General features: G+C 51.1%; 1 protein-coding gene (only partly in view). It reads left to right on the top strand.

The features are described 5' to 3' along the window. Positions 1-19,525, top strand: partial view of a hypothetical protein gene (locus P304_RS0102230; protein ID WP_236613290.1) — the 3' portion only. It extends 17,759 nt beyond the left edge of the window; the window shows 19,525 of its 37,284 coding nt (coding positions 17,760-37,284); the start codon falls outside the window, past its left edge; its stop codon occupies positions 19,523-19,525.

The raw sequence follows: 19,525 nt of genomic DNA, 5'->3' as shown, positions 1-19,525 counted from the left end.
TGTTGCCAGTTTAATAGTAGAGTCTGGCATATCAAGTTCGCGTGCCCAATATCGCCTCAATGCGGGCTTTGCTGGGTTCCTGAACCCACATATTGATACCCGTCAGCTCGGCGCAGCCACCTCGAACGATTTCCTCAACATCAAAGCCAATAGCGTTATCGCTGAAGCGTGGGGCGGTGGACAAGTTGGTCAACTTGGTGACGTGCTCGTCATTACCGCACCACATCGCTTTGACGAACTGAGTGTCGCCGAACAACGCGCCTTGGCTAGCGCCGGAGCCGGTGATGTCATTGGCGTGGCGTATGAATTGTATCGCTATCTCGGCTCGAATGAGCAGGTCGATCTAACCACGCTAGAAAATCCCTTTGACAATACGACTCTTTGGCAACGCATTACTGCTGATTATAGTACTGGTACCGATCGACGCACCGAAAGCAGCCAAAACAGTGCGCTGGGCCTCAATACGGGTGCACTGGTGCAAGTGCAATACTCCAAGTCCGAATACGGCCTGTACGAGTATGTTGGAGCCGCAGCGACTCTTGATTTGAGTAAACAAGATTTTTCCAATACCAATATTTGGCAGCAAATTATTGCCGATGATGCAACCGATGGCGGCACACTGGCGTTAGAATCGGGTATGCTCATTGCCAATAAATACCGCATTGATAGCCTCGTGTTGCAAGTGGCCGAGGACGTCAATATCGGCTTTAATGATCCAAACGCGAGCGGACTCACCGCACGTGGTGACGACGTCATTATCCAAACTAACCAGAGCGTTATTGTTGATAGCATCGTAGCCACCAACCCGAATGGCGGCACTATCCGTTTGGTTTCGGGTGGTGAACTTATCCTGAACGCTCAATCCGAAATCTCGGCACTCGCACAAAATTCCAGCATTTACCTTGAATCAAGCCAGGCCATGATCATCGGCAGTGGTTCGGCCATCAATGCTGGCGTGGCCTTCAATGAATCAATTGCCTACCAAACAGGGGCGCAGGCCAGTGTCTACCTCTACTCGCAAGCGGAAATGTGGATTGCTGGCACCGTGAGTGCCAGCGGCCAACTTACGCTTGATATGGGGACGCCACGTGCCGGTATCGCTTCGAGTGTAAATTATGTTGATGCGTATTTTAGCACGCTCGGCACTCCCCACCCACTCTACCAAGCGACGGGCAGTGCCCAACCAAACTTTGGTTTCTTGCTCACGGGCACACTCACGACGCTTGGGAACAATGCGGATATCCACATTGGCGGAGCAGGCGCCCTCTTTATGCTGGGCAATATTGAAACTCGCGGGCTTAATGCCGACCTCTCTTTACAATCCGACCACTGGGTCTATTGGGAAGGGCAGACCGCCATTAGCGGCAACGTCGAAATTTACGGTGGCGTGCGCAAAAGCGGTATTGAGCTGATAGACCTTAACGGAGCAAACAGCGATGGCGTGAGTATTCTGATCGCTCGCACCAGTCAAATCACCACGACCGGCAGCGGGAGCGAAATCAGACTGATCGGCTCGCAAACGGTGCACACAAACGGCGAAATCGTGGCAGGCGGAAATATTGGTAGCACTGGTTTTGTCTTTAACGCTGCCAATAATCGTCTTTACCTTGAATCGCTTCATCAACAAGTCCGTATCGATTCCGGACTCGCGGCGTCTGGCAATGCCGAAATACGTGCCGGGATACCACAAAACAGCATTTATGATGGCGTTGGCATACAAGTAACGGCTGCCGGAGGGATCACCGTTGGCGGGGGTATCAGCGCTACGCCGCAACCAAACACGCAGACGGGCACACTGACGCTCACCACGGCTGGACATATTGAAGTGATGGGCAACCTGCTGGCTGGTGGCAGCGTAAACCGTACTATTGCTGGTGGTGTACCAACCGAAAGCATTCACTGGATCAATACCGAAGCCACCATGACTATTGTAGCTCTGGGGCAACTCTATCTCGGAGGCAAGGCCGCTGCAACCGGTGGCGGCACAATCGAAGTTGGCGGTACCCTGCGTGCCGGAGGTGCCATGACCTTGCAGGGTGGCAGTGGCCGCAATCACGGAGCGGGCGATGATAACCTCGCCATTAAAATGCCAGCAACCGCCGTTGCCGTCGTGAAAAATCCCGATGGCATCCTTAAAATGATTGCCGATGCCGATGCGCAAATCTGGGGCTTTGCCGCGAGCGGTGGCGAGTTACAACCTATTTACAATGCCGACGGAGAACAGATCGATGCGCTCTACACCCAACATGCCGGAGCGAGCGGAGCCGTCCATTTTGAAGTTGACGGAACTCTCACCGTGCTTGGCACTGTGCGAGCAAATAGCGATATTTCGCTGATCGCTACGGATACCATTACCATTGGTGGAGCGGCGCTACTCAAAACAAGCGAAGCTCACAGTACCATCCGGTTAGAGTCTGAAGGGCGCACCGTTATACAGCCGAAAGCCAACAGCGGTGACCCCGCAACCGTCCAGTCTGCCGGAAGTGTTAAGATTATAGTTGCTACCACGGCGCAAATGGAGTTGGGTGCTGGTCAAATTGTGGCGGCTGGCGGACTGCAAATTGGTTCAACTCAAAACCTGATCATTAACTCAACGCTTGATGGAAGTGACTTTGGCGTTACCCACCTCTCGCTTCAGAGCCAAGGCGACATTACCGTAACGACGGACGGCTACCTGATAGCCGACGATGCCGTCAGTTTAAGTGGGCGCACTATTGACTTCCAGGGGGCACTCGTCGTCCGCAACGCCACCAGTTCTGTGATCTCAACACTCTTTGCCAGTGAAAATCTGACCCTCTCTGGGAATGTGCGCGGTGGAACCATAATGCTAGAAGCAGGCGATACCCTGTCGCTGGCCAATGCCATGCTTGGCGTCCGCAGTACGCACCAGACCGACGTGACTGAAGCCGCTGCCCTCTTGCAATCATTAACGCTGAAGGCTGGAAACGATATCAATATCGGCAACACTACGCCACACGTTGGCCAGCTAGATCCAAGCAGTGTGACCATACAAGTTGCTAATGATTTGCACATTGATGCCGGGGCAACGTTGCACTTAGCAGGAAATGCAGCGCTCTACCTCCGTGGTGATGGCAGTGAACTCACCGTGACGGCACACGATGCCTTCTGGGTCGGTCAAGCCTATGCTGGTGCCCGCTTTGACGCGGAAAACCCAACCGAAGCCGACTGGTCGGCTGGAAACATCGCCCACGTGACATTCAATCTTGACGGACAATTGCAAATGGGTGGTCAAGTATTAAACACCACTACAAACGAACTCGTAGCGAGCTTGGCGCTGATTCAGGCGAGTGGCAACATTCAGCTTCAAACGGGCCTGGATAGCACCGATGACCTTTTGAAATTCAACCCTTTTAGCCGCATAGTGGGTAATAATGTCACCATCACAACCAGTGGTTTGCTCTGGATGGCTGGGGGCGAAGTTTGGGCAACCACGAGCCTAGAACTCCACGGCGGCACAGGCGTTTCGAGCCACCCAGATCTTGGCTTATTGGTTGAAGCGGGGCATACGTTGCGGGTCGCTGGCGGCACGCTGACACTCACCGCAGTAGATGATATTTTTGTAAAAACCCGCCTTGGTGCTGAAATCAATGAGGGTGGAGAGTATCTCCATCTCGTCAGCGACATACATCTACACTCCAGTGCTGGCAGCATTTATATCGGCGATGGTATCGTCGATGGCGAAGGCATAGCCGCCCATGCCGGTCAACTCCATGCGGCCAACACCATTGCGCTCCATGCCGCTCAGCAACTGAATATACTTGCGGCCGCACTGGTCGAAACCACAGGCACGGGGAGCACGCTTCGCGCCCAAGCTGATGCCGAATTGCTGATAGACGGTTCCGCTCGCTTGCAGTCCGGTGCATTGCTCCACCTCCTCAGTCAGGCGATCGCCATAAATGGCGAGGTGAAAGTGACTGATCTCCCAAGTGGCGAAAACGTAGCCCGGCTGTTAATCAACACTGCAGGGCAACTGGTATTGAATGGGCTGCTTGATTCAAGCGGAGATATCGATATCCGTGCTGGTGTCGACCTCAGCCTTGGTCATGTTGCATTGCAAGCGGCACAAACCACCGCGAGCCTGCAGGCGGCTGGTAATGTGTATGTGCTGGGTATCGGCGGAGCCACCGCCGCCCGTGACCTCAATATTCAGACCGGAGGCGATTTGATACTCCAAGCGAGTATTGCTGGCACCCAGGAGCGGACGATCCGTGTGCCAACCTTGATCACGCAAATAACTTTTGTGCCAATTGTAACCGGCACGCAGAGTGTTGCTGTTGGCACGATAACCATTCCCAAAATTGTCTGGTCGGAAACCACCAGGATGGAAATAGTCTCGCAGTCGCGTGTGACGGTCGGCTACGAATATGTCATGATGAATGTCGCGCTGGAGCAGACCGGCTACCATAATGGCACCAACTTCAAAGAATTCTTTATCGAAGGGCAGGATTATCAGAACAGTGTAGTCAACTGGAACAATGCGGCTACCGAACTCCTGCCGAACCGCACGGCGACGGCACCAAGTGCCAACACCCGTTTTGACCAGTTAAACGAGGCGCAACGTCAGGCTGTGCTTAACTATCTGGGGTACAAGCCACTGTTTCAGTTCAGTTACAGCAATGCACAGAAAGTGACGGTTACGAACGGCACCGCGACGGCTACTGCCCATACTCCGTCATGGCATGGGAATGCGCAACAGGTGACTTCCGTCGATGTTGCCGGTTGGCGCGATATGTTGATCAGCCTGCCGCAGGGAGCTGAGGCCGATATCTTGCGCGTTGTGTCGCAAGGTGGGCCACAATATCTGGTAAACGACACCACAATGAATGGCAATAATAGTGGCACATGGAAATCGGCGGCTGAACTTGGGGTTACTGTCACTTATCGCAATGCCGTTGGTCACACTCAAGCGAGCTTTGTGCACGGAACGCACTACACCAATGAGAATATTGTCTGGGGGAACTATGGCCTCAGTGCGCCCACCGCTGGAACAACTTTTGCCGCTTTAAGCGACGCGCAGAAAATGGCAGTCGCCGACACGCTGGGGTATGTACCGCTGTTTAGCTCACCGGTAGCTGGTGGCGATCTTTTGGGTGAATTCGTTGGAAACTTCAAAGACGTTGCGCAGGTTAAATATACTCAGGCAGCATCGCAGTGGACGGGTGTTATTCCTTTTCCTGATATCATTAGCGCCGCCAATGAGGTGATTGATGGTAATGACCCTGCCTATTGGGATGTAACCTATGTGGGTGGTGGTAGTCGCGAATATAGCGTCGTGGGTAGCGCTGGATTCAGTTCCGGTCTACTGCCAACGTGGGCAGTGGACTATGGAATCAATTCAAATGTTGTAACGGCAGGGTTTACTCCTAGTGAACCGGCAACCCAGCTCATCCGCGCCGATAACCGTTTTGTAGAGGCGCTCATTAATAATACGGGCAATATGAACGTAGTGGTTACTACTCCGCGTAGTAATCAGTATGCGGGGAGCTATCGCATAGCTGATCTCTATACACCAGAAACAAGCGCAATCTATATAGTTATAGTAGGGGAAAACTACACAACTCCAACTGCTGGAAGCATGATGGAGTTATTGAAACAGAATTTTTCTACACTACTTGATGCTGAACTTGATCCTAATACAAGTATTGCAACACTTGACGCTACCCAAAGTACACTGTACTCCAATTTAATCGACAGACTTGTTACATATTCATGGAACACAAGTATGAGTCCTCGTCATATTTATACAGCCCATTATTTTAATTCTATTGATAATTTTAGCAATTCTATTCAAGACCACGCTTCGCACGTTGCAAGTGGTCATGTATCGTTAAGAGAAAAGCTTGATATATTTAGTCGCCTAGTTAGTGGTGACCTTTATGGAACTCTACAAATTGGTTTCTCTTGGAAACATCATGATACTGCATTAGTTCCAGGTACTGGCCTCGATACGACGTTGTCAATTTTCTATCATATTGATGACTGGCAAACGAAAAATGCCCCACTTGAAACCTTTACCGATTACACCTATGACTGGACTTCGAATACCACAGATTTGCGCGATCAGCGTATGAAATTACATTATCAGGTGGTGTACGAGCCGAACGATGTCACCCAGCTTGTTTCGCAGTATGGCGCCATTACAACCCAAGTCGCTACCGTTGTAGATGAAACGGTAACTCAGTGGGAAACACAGAATACGTATGGTTTAGAGGGGCGTGCAGAGCAGGTGCCTGGGTTTGAAAGTCAGGTGCAAGAACAAGCGGCTTTTGCGGGGCAATCATTGCAGGCGGGGAATATCCGTTTGGAGAGTGCCGGTGCTGTCGATTTGCGCGGCTTAGTAACGGCGACACAGGCGCTGACAGTGGAAGCTGGTGGATTGCTGAGTGTGCAGGGGCAAGCGGCCGTGGAAGGTTCGGGCGTACTTGCTTCGCAATCGATTTTAACGGCAGAGAGTTTGTCCTTAATCGCTGGTGAGCTTGCGCTTGCGAATACTTCCACCCTGCTGGCGAGCAACATTAGCCTGAACAGTGCGCAAGATGCTTCGCTCGCAGGCCAAATTGGTAGTGCCGCGCTGGTTGACGGCCAAGTGGTAGTGGAGGCGCAGCACCATCTGCATATTTTGGGTGAGGTATATGCCCACCATATTACCCTGCAGGCCAATACGGGTGATATCGTACTGGATGCCAGTAGCTTTGTCGAAGGGATTGGTGCGGGAAATACCGTTACGCTTATCAGTACCCAAGGGGATCTGATACAGCAAGCGAGCTTTACTGGTGATACTTTGATGGCACGGGCTTACTTGCAGGGCGAAACGCTCCACCTTGCGGCTGGTGGTACAGCAACGCTGGTGCTGAACGATGTTCAGTCGCTGAAGCTTTCTGGCACGGGGAGCACTATGGATATCAGCCATGTGGGCAACCTTGATCTTTCGCTTGTCAATGCGGTGGACATGCTGGTCACCCTGACAAATACCGGCAATTTGCGGGTAGTAGACGCTCAACTGAGTGGTGATGTGAGCCAGAATCGCCTGACGCTGGAAGTGCAGACGGTGCTGGGTGAGGGCTTCAATGTTGGTGACACGGTTGCCGTGAACGCGGCTCAGGCGCAAATTGCTATTGGCACTCTTGTTAGTAGTGGTTACGTGCATTTGATCACACCGGGTAGGGTGCAAAATATCGATGAAAATACCCCAGCCATTGCGGTAGAGCAGCTGCACTTGTCGTTGGGGACGGCTACGAGTTTGCGCACGCAAGCGGGTCGTATTGATGCAGAATTGGCCTCTGGCGATCTGACACTGAATCAAAGTGGCCGTGCCCTGATTCTGGGGGATATCCTCCTTGATGCAGGCAACGTAGCGGTTGTCAGTAATGACCGTTTGGTGGTCGAAAATATCTGGATTCGCGGTGGTAATAATGGCGTGCGTGACTTCGTCAGCGTAACCACTACGGCAGATATTGTAGGCGCCACTGTTGATCAGGCTATGATCCGTGCCGACCAGTTAATTCTGGATGCTGGTACTGGTGTAAGTGGGCTAGAGGTAGCGGTCAATCACCTACAAGCCAGTAGTGACAGCGGCGATTTGATTGTACGCGACCGTTCGTTAGCGGGGCAAACTTCACCCGGACTGTTACTTGGTACGGTAGCATTACAAGGTTCTGGCCTTTTGCATATAAGTGCGCAGGATGATGTGCGTCTCGATAAAGAGGCTCAGGTAAGTGGCCACACGATCCGTTTACAGTCGGAAGAGGGCAATGTACTGGTCGAAAAACCGGATGGTTGGAGCAGTAGTGCCGATGACTCGGTTACCGGCTATACCAATCTGGCATTGGTAGCTACGCAAGGGAGTGTCAACCTCTACCGTCAGTTTAATCAGGCGGCCGGTACGTTGGAATACCGTGCCAGCGCCTTTGCCTTTGGTAATGCGGGTAGTCAAGTGACAAGCTTTGATGAGGATATGTCGGCGGACAAGGTTATTATCCATGCGGTGCATTCGGGTACTGGTGTCGATGATTCTGGTCAAACACTCACTCTCAACGCTGCCATCCGTGCCAATGCTCTGGTAGAGCTGGTGTCAGATGCCAACATCATGTTCGAGGGAGATCTGCTCCGTTTGGATAATCCAGCCGGAAAAATAGATAAATTGGTAATGCGGGCATCGGGATTGTCAGATATTGCCGTGGTGAATCTTGAAGGGGAAAATCCAGGTACACCAACTGAAGGTTCTCCTACAGAAAGTAGCCCAAGCGGTTTTATTCGGGTAATTGCACCAACGCTGATGGTTCATGTGCTGGATATGCGCGCCAAAGAAAGTGTCTCTATTGCAACCACGAATGATCTCTATCTCAATGGCGTTATCGCCGGTCTGACAAGTTTAGAGCCACTAAATTCGCTTAAAATAGAAGCGGCGCACCTCAACTTAGCCGCCGGTGTCATCAATGCGAGTAGCTTGATTGAACTCCATGCCGACCGTATCAGTATGAATACGGGCGGATTGCTGAAGTCAGAGACACTGCGGGTAAGGGCAACCGACGATGTGACACTGTTTACCAATGTCAAGTCGTTAGATGTGCAGACGGACTCCGGTAACCTCACCGTGCGGCAGAGCGGTGTGCTGAAAGTCGAGCAAATGATCACGGGCAATGGGGCGATCGACCTCCGCACGAAGGATGATTTGACACTGGTTGATGTCCGTTCTATGACCAATAGCGTTACGAACACCATTTCGGTTGCAACTTTAGGGGATATTAAAGTTGGTCTTGTGTCGGCGCCCGCCGGTGCTGTGACGTTGGATACCATTGGCACTATTCAGCGCATGGAAGCCGCCCCAAGTGGTGCGGTGCATATTGTAGGGGATACGGTGTCTATCCTTGGTGCAACTGGGGCTTTGGATACTCTCAATATTGCAACCTCCAGCGGTGAATTTACTCGTAACATGGTCTCTCAATCTGCATTGAGCTTGGCGCAACTGGAAACAGACGTGCAAGGCGATTACGTGGTGAGTATCCCGAAACCGATTCTGAACTCGCAGGTGGGTTTAGGTGGTGATGGATATGTACCGCTAACCGCTACGGCTACTGGCAACATATGGGTAACCGATTTGCCATTGGGAGATGGGCAGTCACTCGACTTAGCAAGTTCTGGTGGCGATATTGTGCTCGGAAGTAACGTTGGTACTGGAAATTCAGATATTAGTCTGACGGGGAATACCGTCCTCTCTTCGGGCACCATTACTGCAAAAAATCTAACCGTTGCCGTGACGCAAGATACGACCCTGAGTACGCAAACGGCGAACTTAAACCTGAATACTCAGGCGACGGCGGGTGTGGCACTCACCGTTCAACAACAGGGGGATTTAGCTGGTGGTACGGTAGCGATGCAAGGGGGAAGCCTGAATTTACAGGTTTCTGGTAATGCTCAGTTAACCAATCTCACCAATAGCAGTGCTGGTGGTGCGGAGCTGAAAGTTGACTTTACTCTTGCCGATAGTACGAATACGTCTGTCACCCTCAATGGGGTAAATTCGGCCAATGCCAATACGCATATTCGTAGTAATGCGGCATTGAATATCAGTGGCGAGGTCTCTACTGGTGCGACGGGCGCACTGAATCTGGAAACAACCAAAACGGTTGCACTGAACCTGACGGGCAATAACGCGAATCAGCTCACCGTGACGCAGCTGAAGTCCGAAGGTTTGACCGTCGACAATAGTGGCGACACGGTATTAAAACTCGATGGCGATATCAATGTTGGTGCAGGGGATTTTGTAGTGAACTCCGATACCACCTACTTGGGTGGAACGGTTCAAGGTGGATCGCTGAATATCACCGGTTCTGGTGCAACTACCAACCTTAGTGGAAGACACTTATTTGCCGGAGAGTATACGATTCATGACTCGTTACGGATCGTAGGTTCCAGCGTGTCGGTAACCAGTGGGGGCGATATTACACTGGGTGGTGAGAGTGCTGGTTACTACTTAGCCGCGAATAGTGGCGGGGTGGAGACGACATTCAATCTAAATCTCAGTGATGGTGGTCGTGTCATTGTTTGGAGCGAAGTGGGCTCAGGCAGTGGTACGGCTCCGGCCACAGGGTATTTGGCTGGTATGAACATCACCGGTGCAAGCGACGTCACCTTTGAAGAAGCGGTGACGATAGCTGGCGATCTGGTCATCAATGCGACGGGCGATGTCATTTTCAAAAAAGGTGTAACCCTGCTGGATGGCGGTTCATTGACGATTATAGGTGGAACGGTAGGCTTTGGTAGTGGCATGGTGACGCTCAGTGGCAGCACGGCGGGGAATATTGCCATTACCGCTGACATTGTGACCGCCGATGCTGATTTGAATATTGCCCTCAATGGTGGCACGATCAAATTCAATGCGAAAGTACAAGCGGCAACACTGGCGATCACCGGTGCCACGGTTGCGAATTTCAACGATAATGTGTCGGTCTCTGAGGATCTGACTCTTATCGTCGATGCTGTTCATTTGGCAGACGGGAAAACTTTCACCGGAAGTGATGGTTCCGAGTTGATCATCGGAGCGTATAGCGCTGAGCGCAACGTGAATATTGGCGTAAGTGCTGGCGATGCGCTGAATATCAGCAATTCGATGCTGGCAAATTCTCATGGCTTTAGCCAGTTCATTTTCGGTCATCTTGAAAAGGCCGGAGGTGAATGGCAGGGCAACGAAACGGCTAGTGGTGTGGTTACTGTGGGCGCGTCGCTGGATGCGGCTGCAATGTTACATACGGACACTACCGTGTATGGCACCACGCTTACTCTGAAAGCTGTCGCGACTTCTGCCAGCAATCTGAGCCTGATTACGACGCACGGGCTTACACTCGGCAATACCGTAGTTGATGGAAACCTAACTATTCTAGCCACTGGTGATGTGGCACAGGCTTCAGGGACAACACTGGCAACGGATAGTTTACAGCTTGATGTCAGCGGAAATGTAACGTTGCAGAATCAACAGGCGTTGACACTGCTTGAAAGTCAGGTTGGTGGAGATCTCGATATAAGTGCGGCGGGCGATATTACTCAAAGTGGTTCACTTACTGTTACCGGTTGGAGTGAGATAGAGGCTCGTAGTCTTGATGGCATAACCGATTATGATATTACCTTAACTCATGTAGGCAATAACTTTACTGGCTCAGTGGCCTTGCGTGGCAAAAATGCATCTCTCGTGGATCAGTCAGTCTCGCTGGCGAATGTGACGCTCAGTGGCTCGCTCACACTCGATGCGACTGCTGGTGCGATTATACAGGCTACCGGAACGGCTATTAGTGTGGCGGGGCTTGCTGACTTGACGGCCACAACTGATATTACACTGGGAATTGATGATAGCGATGGGTTCACGTCCGGATTACTGCAATTGAAGGCAACGGACGTTACGCTTTGCGATACGGGTTCGGCGATCACCCTCACGGGGCAGAGTGTGGTGACAGGAGGTGTCGCTCTCTCGTCAACGGTTGGTGGAATTTTAGCAAATACTGCGGCTTGGCTAGAGGTGGGTGGTACGACGCTACTCACGGTCACGGCGGGATCGAATGTTCTTCTGGAAAATGAAAATAATCGCCTGGCCGGTTCTGTGACGTTTGCTAATGCGCACAATGTAACCGTGCACAATATGTTGAACACTCAACTGAGTGCATCAACCATAAGTGGCGACTTCACCGTTGTGACAGCAGGAAATATTACACAATCTGGCGCGTTAGACGTCAGTGGTGATATGGCACTCCATGCAACGGGGTCGGTTGTACTTGAGAATCTAGCAAACGAGTTTTCGGGTAATGTGTCCCTTGTGGCAGCGAGCGCTAACATTGTGAACAACCGTGCGCTGGAACTTGGAGAGCTTACGATAACAGGTGATATGGATATTTATGCTCATGGTGTGATTTCGCAAGCAGGGGTTATGGTGATTAGTGGTGAGAGTCGCATCACTGCCGCAAGTGGTGATGAACGATTTGACATCACGCTGACTGATGCGCAAAACCGCTTTGTTGGTGCGGTGGCGTTGATAGGTGCGAATGTCACGGTAGCAACAAATGAGCAACTTGAATTGGGTGTCTCATCGATACGTGGTGACTTGCGCGTAGCTGGTCAAGGAATTGTGCAGTCTGGCGCCATTACGGTGGGTGGAGTGGCACACCTGAGCGCGGGTGCTGGGGTTATAACACTTGATGATACTTCGAATCAGTTCGCGAGTACGGTGCATTTACATAACTCTGGTGACTATGCGGTTACGCTGACGCAGGATGGAGCACTGGAGTTGGGGACATCAAGTGTGGGGAGTGGGTCGTTAACCATTGCGGCCACCGGTGCCATAACGCAAACGGGCGCATTGGTACAAGCTCTCAATGCTGGTTTGGTAACGTTTACCACTCAGGCGGGTGAGATTGCTTTAACTAATAGTACAAATAACTTTACTGGCGTTGTATTGATTTTGAATGATGGCGAGCATGCCATTTCGATTGCTGATATTGATGACGTAAAGCTAGGCGCAATTACTAGCAATAGTGATTTGAAAGTTCATGCTGGCGGGCACGTAAGCCAAGTGGATACCATTGAAGTTGGTGGATTGACAGATGTTACCGCTGCCAGCATTACTTTGGGTATTGAGAATAATTTTAGCACCGAAACCATGCGGTTTTCCAGTGAGGGCGAGGTTATTGTAAACGTAGCGGCTGGTGCTGATGCCATCATGACAGGTAATAATACAGCCGGGTCACTGGTGCTGACGACAGTGGATGGTGCGATCGGTACACGCAATGAAACAATTATTACCGTACTTGGTCACGCCTCTTTCACGGCGGGCAGTGGGGCAGATATTACGATTGATGAGCCGGTAACGGCACGTTTTGGCTCGCTGCAATTTACGACGACGGGTGCGGTTGAGATCTCTCACACGGGTGATCTACTCCTGTTGCAAGCGAGTTCTACTCAGCAACTGACGTTACATGCGACGGGCAATATCACGGATGGTGATACCGGTGTGCTTCACGTTATCAACGCTACATTACTTCGTGTGGCAGACGAAAAAGCTATCCACCTTGACAATAATCATAGTCTGGGTGGTGCGATTCATATAACCAATGCGTATGATGTGGCGTTAAAAAATACCCAGTCTATTCATCTTGGTGCTGTGAATGTGACGAATGATCTTATCCTAGAAACGGATGGAAGTATTGAAACCGAAGCTAACGTGACTATTGATGTCGCTGGTGTGGTAGCGTTGCTGGTTGGCGACGGTTCGGATATTGTGATTGGCACGGAATCAAATGTTACGTTTGGTGCACTCCAATTCAGTACCACTGGCAATGTTGTGATTACCCAAAGCGCACCGCTCACCTTAGCCGGTGCAAGCTTTGCCGGCGGTAATCTTTCTTTGACGGCACAAGGCACCGTTACCAACAGAACTGATGCTACCCTGACGGTTACAGGCTCCACAACACTGCAGGCAACGGAGACTGCCGATATCATTTTGGATAACGCGCACAACTTTGGTGGCGCAGTGACCGTGCTCGGCGCTCGGAATGTAACACTCAGCGATGTGAATACCTTGACACTGGCAAATCTGACCGTCACCGGCAATCTTGTTGCGACAGCGGTTCATGAGCTGAGTACTCTAGAGGGGGCGCAGATTGCGGTTGAAGAGAATTCCCGTTTCTCAGGCAGTGCCGTTACTATCGATACCGATTCCTTCACTACTGGCACTCTGACCTTTGTGAGCAATGGCAATGTGCGCATAACACACGATGGCGATATGGTGTTAGCGGGGGAAAGCACTGCTAAAACACTAGAACTGGTGGTATCGGGTTCTCTTAATGATGGCGCGACGGGCAAGTTGTCGGTCACGGGAATCACAAAGCTCACGGCTGATGCGGCATCGGATATTGTATTTGACAATAGTCATAACTTTGGTGGTGCCGTGACGGTGCATCAAGCCAAAAATGTCCATTTGAAGGCTGCCAACAATTTAACCCTATCGAATATCACTGTCGGTGGAGATCTTCGTGCGCAAGCGGTCAATGTGCTTTCCAACCTGACGCAAGCACAACTTACGATTACAGGTCATGCCGCATTCTCTGGCGGGGAAATTCGTCTTGGCAATGCTGTTGGTGACTTTTTCTCTGCCGGAACCTTGACGGTCAACAGTGCTGGCGCAGTGGTATTGGAACTTGATAATGCCGTGACGTTTGTAGGCAGCAATACGGCGGGACGCCTTAATGTGACTACGCCAGAGAGTATTACCGCTGGCGCCAGTACACAGCTTATCGTGACGGGCGATAACTCATTCACCGCCCAATCAATAGCACTGGCCAATGATACCGATGATGTATTGCGACTTGGTGGCAAAACCACCATGCGCGCCACCAATGGCGATATTTCCCTTGGCGCAAATACTCAGAGCGAGGTGCGCATTGCGAGCCTGAACGTCACTACGCTCAACGGTGATGCGACGCTCTTTATAGATGGCGACACGTACCTCTTTGGTAGAAATGCAGTTGCCGGAACGTTGCACATTGATACCCTTGGAGCGCTCACCAGCAATCAGGCAAGTGCGCTGTCACTCACGGTAAGCGGCACCAGTACAATCAACAGTCAGGGCAATATGGTTCTTATTGGTGATTTCAAGCTGCGCAGTGACACGACCATCGATTCGAAAGCAGACCTGACAATCATAGGCGAGTTAACCGTTGCTGGCGACTTCGTCGCGAACAGCGATGGTGCAAGTATCTTGCGCGGTACTTTTAGCACAACAGGAAGTAGCAACCTTTCTGCCACAAATGATTTAACACTTAAAGGGAGATACACCGGCGGTGGTGTCACCATGACTGTCGGAGGCGCAACTAACGTCGAAGGTAGGCTGGTGAGTACCGGCGACCTTGGCATCACCGGAACCGGAAACGTTGCACTTAGCAATGCAATCACCATTGACGGCAACACCAACATCGATGCGAAAGCAGACTTGACGATAGATGGAGATTTCACTGGTGTCAACATCACCATGACAGTCGGAGGAACAACTACCGTCGAAGGTACGCTCGATATTGGCGGCGACCTTGCTATCACCGGAACCGGAGCGGCGATGCTCAGCGATACAATCACCATTAGCGGTGACGCGACTATCGAGACCGATGCCGACCTGACACTTGAAGGAAACTTCACTGTTGGTGGCGCCCTCATCACAAGCAGTGTTGGCAAGAGCATCCTAGACGGAACCTTTATCGTTGAAGGAAGTACTGAACTAACATCAACCGGTGCCCTGCTGATAGAAGGAGACTTTACCGGCGCCGCCGTCACCCTGACAGTCGGTGGAGCAACCACTATTGAAGGTGAGCTGGATGTTGCAGGCAACCTTGCTATCACCGGAACCGGAGCGGTAACGCTCAGCGATGCAATCACCATTAGCGGTGACACGACTATCGATGCGAAAGCAGGCTTGGCGATTATCGGAACCTTCAGCGGTGCCAATGTCACCCTGACAGTCGGTGGAACAACCGCAGTCGCTGGTACACTGGATATTAGCGGCAACCTTGGCATCACCGGAACCGGAGCGGTAACGCTCAGCGATATGATCACTATCACCGGTGACACGACCATCGATGCGAAAGCAGGCTTGGCGATTATCGGAACCTTTACTGGCGCCAACGTCACCTTGGCAGTCGGTGGAACAACCGCAGTCGCTGGCACATTGGATATTAGCGGCAACCTTGGCATCACCGGAACTGGAGCGGTAATGCTCAGCGATTCGATCACTATCACCGGTGACACGACTATCGATACTGATGCAGCCCTGACGATTGACGGAGATTTCAACGGTGCCAACGTCACCATGACTGTCGGAGGAACAACTACCATTGAAGGTGAGCTGGATGTTGCTGGCAACTTTGATATCACTGGAACCGGAGCAGTGATACTCAGTAATGCAATCGCCATTGACGGAGACACCAACATCGATGCGAAAGTAGACTTATCGATTACCGGAACCTTCAGCGGTGCCAAGGTCACCCTGACAGTCGGCGGAACAACCACTATCGAAGGTGAGCTGGATGTTGCTGGCAACCTTGGCATCACTGGAACCGGAGCGGTGATACTCAGTAATGCAATCGCCATTGACGGTGACACCAACATCGATGCGAAAGCAGACTTATCGATTACTGGAACCTTCAGCGGTGCCAACGTCACCCTGACAGTTGGTGGAGCAACCACTATTGAAGGTGAGCTGGATGTTGCTGGCAACTTTGATATCACTGGAACCGGAGCGGTGATACTCAGTAATGCAATAGCCATTGACGGTGACATCAACATTGATGCGAAAGCAGACTTATCGATTACCGGAACCTTCACTGTTGGTGGCGCCCTCATCACAAGCAGTGTTGGCAAGAGCATCCTAGACGGAACCTTTATCGTTGACGGAAGTACTGAACTAACATCAACCGGTGCCCTGCTGATAGAAGGAACTTTCACCAGCGCCAACGTTACCCTGACAGTCGGCGGAGCAACTACCGTCGAAGGCACACTAGATATTGGCGGCGACCTTGCTATCACCGGAACCGGAGCGGTGATGCTCAGCGATGCAATCACCATTAGCGGTGACGCGACTATCGAGACTGATGCCGACCTGACACTTGAAGGAAACTTCACTGTTGGTGGCGCCCTCATCACAAGCAGTGTTGGCAAGAGCATCCTAGATGGAACCTTTATCGTTGACGGAAGTACTGAACTAACATCAACCGGTGCCCTGCTGATAGAAGGAACTTTCACCAGCGCCAATGTCACCCTGACAATCGGCGGAACAACCACTATCGAAGGTGAGCTGGATGTTGCAGGCAGCCTTGCTATCATTGGAACCGGAGCAGTAATACTCAGCGATGCAATCACCATTAGCGGTGACACGACTATCGATGCGAAAGCAGACTTATCGATTACCGGAACCTTCAGCGGTGCCAACGTCACCCTGACAGTCGGTGGAGCAACTACAGTCGAAGGTACGCTCGATATTGGCGGCGACCTTGCTATCACCGGAACTGGAGCGGTGATGCTCAGCGATGCAATCACCATTAGCGGTGACGCGACTATCGAGACCGATGCCGACCTGACGATTGAAGGAAACTTCACTGTTGGTGGCGCCCTCATCACAAGCAGTGTTGGCAAGAGCATCCTAGATGGAACCTTTATCGTTGAAGGAAGTACTGAACTAACATCAACCGGTGCCCTGCTGATAGAAGGAACTTTCACCAGCGCCAACATTACCCTGACAGTCGGCGGAGCAACTACCGTCGAAGGCACACTAGATATTGGCGGCGACCTTGCTATCACCGGAACCGGAGCGGTGATGCTCAACGATACAATCACTATTATTGGTGACGCGACTATCGAGACCGATGCTGACCTGACACTTGAAGGAAACTTCACTGTTGGTGGCGCCCTTACCACAAGCAGTGCAGGCGAGAGCATCCTAGACGGAATCTTTATCGTTGAAGGAAGTACTGAACTAACATCAACCGATGCCCTGCTGATAGAAGGAACTTTCACCAGCGCCAATGTTACCCTGACAGTCGGCGGAGCAACTACCGTCGAAGGCACACTAGAGATTGGCGGCGACCTTGCTATCACCGGAACCGGAGCAGTAATACTCAGCGATGCAATCACTATCACCGGTGACACGACTATCAAAACCGATGAAACTTTGACAATTGAAGGAAACCTCACGGTTGGTGGCGATCTAAGTGCTCACAGTGGCGGGACTACTACCCTGCAGGGGGTATTCACCATAGCGGGGTTAAATACCATTACCACTAGTGGTGATCTGCGTTTGTCTGAGCTTGAATTGGCAACCGACACCGTAACTGTCATAATGGTGCAGGCAGGCGTTTCCGGTGAGCAGCGAAACTTTATACTTGATGGTGCGTTGAATTTCTCTGGCGAGCACTTACAAATAGAAGTTGAAAATGGATCCATTATCGTGCAGAGCGACATTGCCAGCAGTGGTAATGTGTCGTTGTTAGCGCGGAACGGCAATGTGGAGTTTATCGACAGTCTGGTTCATATTACAGGAGATGCGACGCTCGACATTAGTGCCCAATCAGTCTCCATGACAGCTAAAGCTCTATTGCAAACTCAGAACAATATTCGCATCGAAGCAACTCACAGTATGTCCATCTCTCATGTAACAACTCCAACTGCGGTCAGTCTGGTTGGTGGCGTCATAACCAGTGCTCCTTCAAGTACCGTGAATATCCTAGCAAAGTATCTGCGGGTTACTGGTAGTCAACTTGGTGAATCAGGGCGTCCTTTTGTGGTTGAAGTCGATTCACTGAGTGCGGATATTGGTCATGGTGGTATCTTCCTTGCCGCCCAAGAAGATTTGCGCATTGGTGATAATGACCAGTTCGGTGAGCTAACGGTGCTGCGGATGACCAATGAAGCTCTTGTTGAAGAAATTACGGATTCAATGCTGAATGGAACGAGTAGTCATGGCACTATCGAACTCCATGCCGTACATGGTTCACTGATTCTTGCTATGAATATCTCAGGCGTCGATAGTACCGTTGTCCTTTCATCTGGAAAAAGTATTGTGCAAGAGGCCACTCTGTCGCTGACGGGGCAGGGGGAAGTTCGTTACACGGCTCCGGTCATAGAGATGAAAGCAAGTGCACAGACATTATCAGAGCGAGGCGATATTTACTTTACCTCGACCGATAGTATTTTGTTGATTGCTCACGTTGCGACGGGTGGTGATGTGTGGCTTGAAAGTTCGGAATATCGTATCCAGAGTTCGCTCGGGACACAAGCAGCCAATATTGTTGCCAATCAGGTGTTTATCAAGACGATACCGTTTTTTATTGATCAGCCAGTAGCAAGCCTGATACCTCAACTTGAAGCTATCCGCGCTGACTTACTGAAGATAGATGCAGCGCAGATTCATGGCATTGTCGGTCCTGGGCAACTGTATAGTGTTGTTGATGATGCTACTGGTGATAGCTATATATTTGGTATCCGTGGTATTGATCAGCGAGTGTACGTGATTTCTGTGGGTAATCACGCCGTTGTTCATGGTCCAGTGAGAGCGGAATTCAAATTGAGTGCTTTTGAGTCAGTGCGCTTCAGTGGATCTCAAGGGGGAGGCGCTTCGGCTAGTGCAAGTAAAACAATCCAAGAATTATCGATAGAAAATATGGATGCTCTGCGTTTGCACAATGCGACAACATTCCTTGATCATGCAAGCTTGTCACGTTTACAGAAAGCCACCATGAGTTCCTTTATGAACTTGAGCGATCTTGGCATCTCTGACGGAATGTTTGGTGGCATCAACTTCGACTTTGGATTTATGCAGCAAGCGCCAGTAGGCTTAGAGCCAGGTTTCAACCTGCAAATGCCGTATACTTCCAGCAAGGTGGTTAACTTCTATGGAGACTTCCAGTTTTCGAGCTTTGGCTCAAGTATTCAAGATAGTTTCATTTTCGACTTCTACACAGAGGAAGAATTTGAGTTTTAA

The organism is Chrysiogenes arsenatis DSM 11915, assembly GCF_000469585.1.
In the GTDB taxonomy this organism is placed as follows: Bacteria; Chrysiogenota; Chrysiogenetes; order Chrysiogenales; family Chrysiogenaceae; genus Chrysiogenes; species Chrysiogenes arsenatis.
The sequence above is the reverse complement of the archived record's forward strand: the minus strand, read 5'-3'. Positions and strand labels throughout refer to the sequence as shown.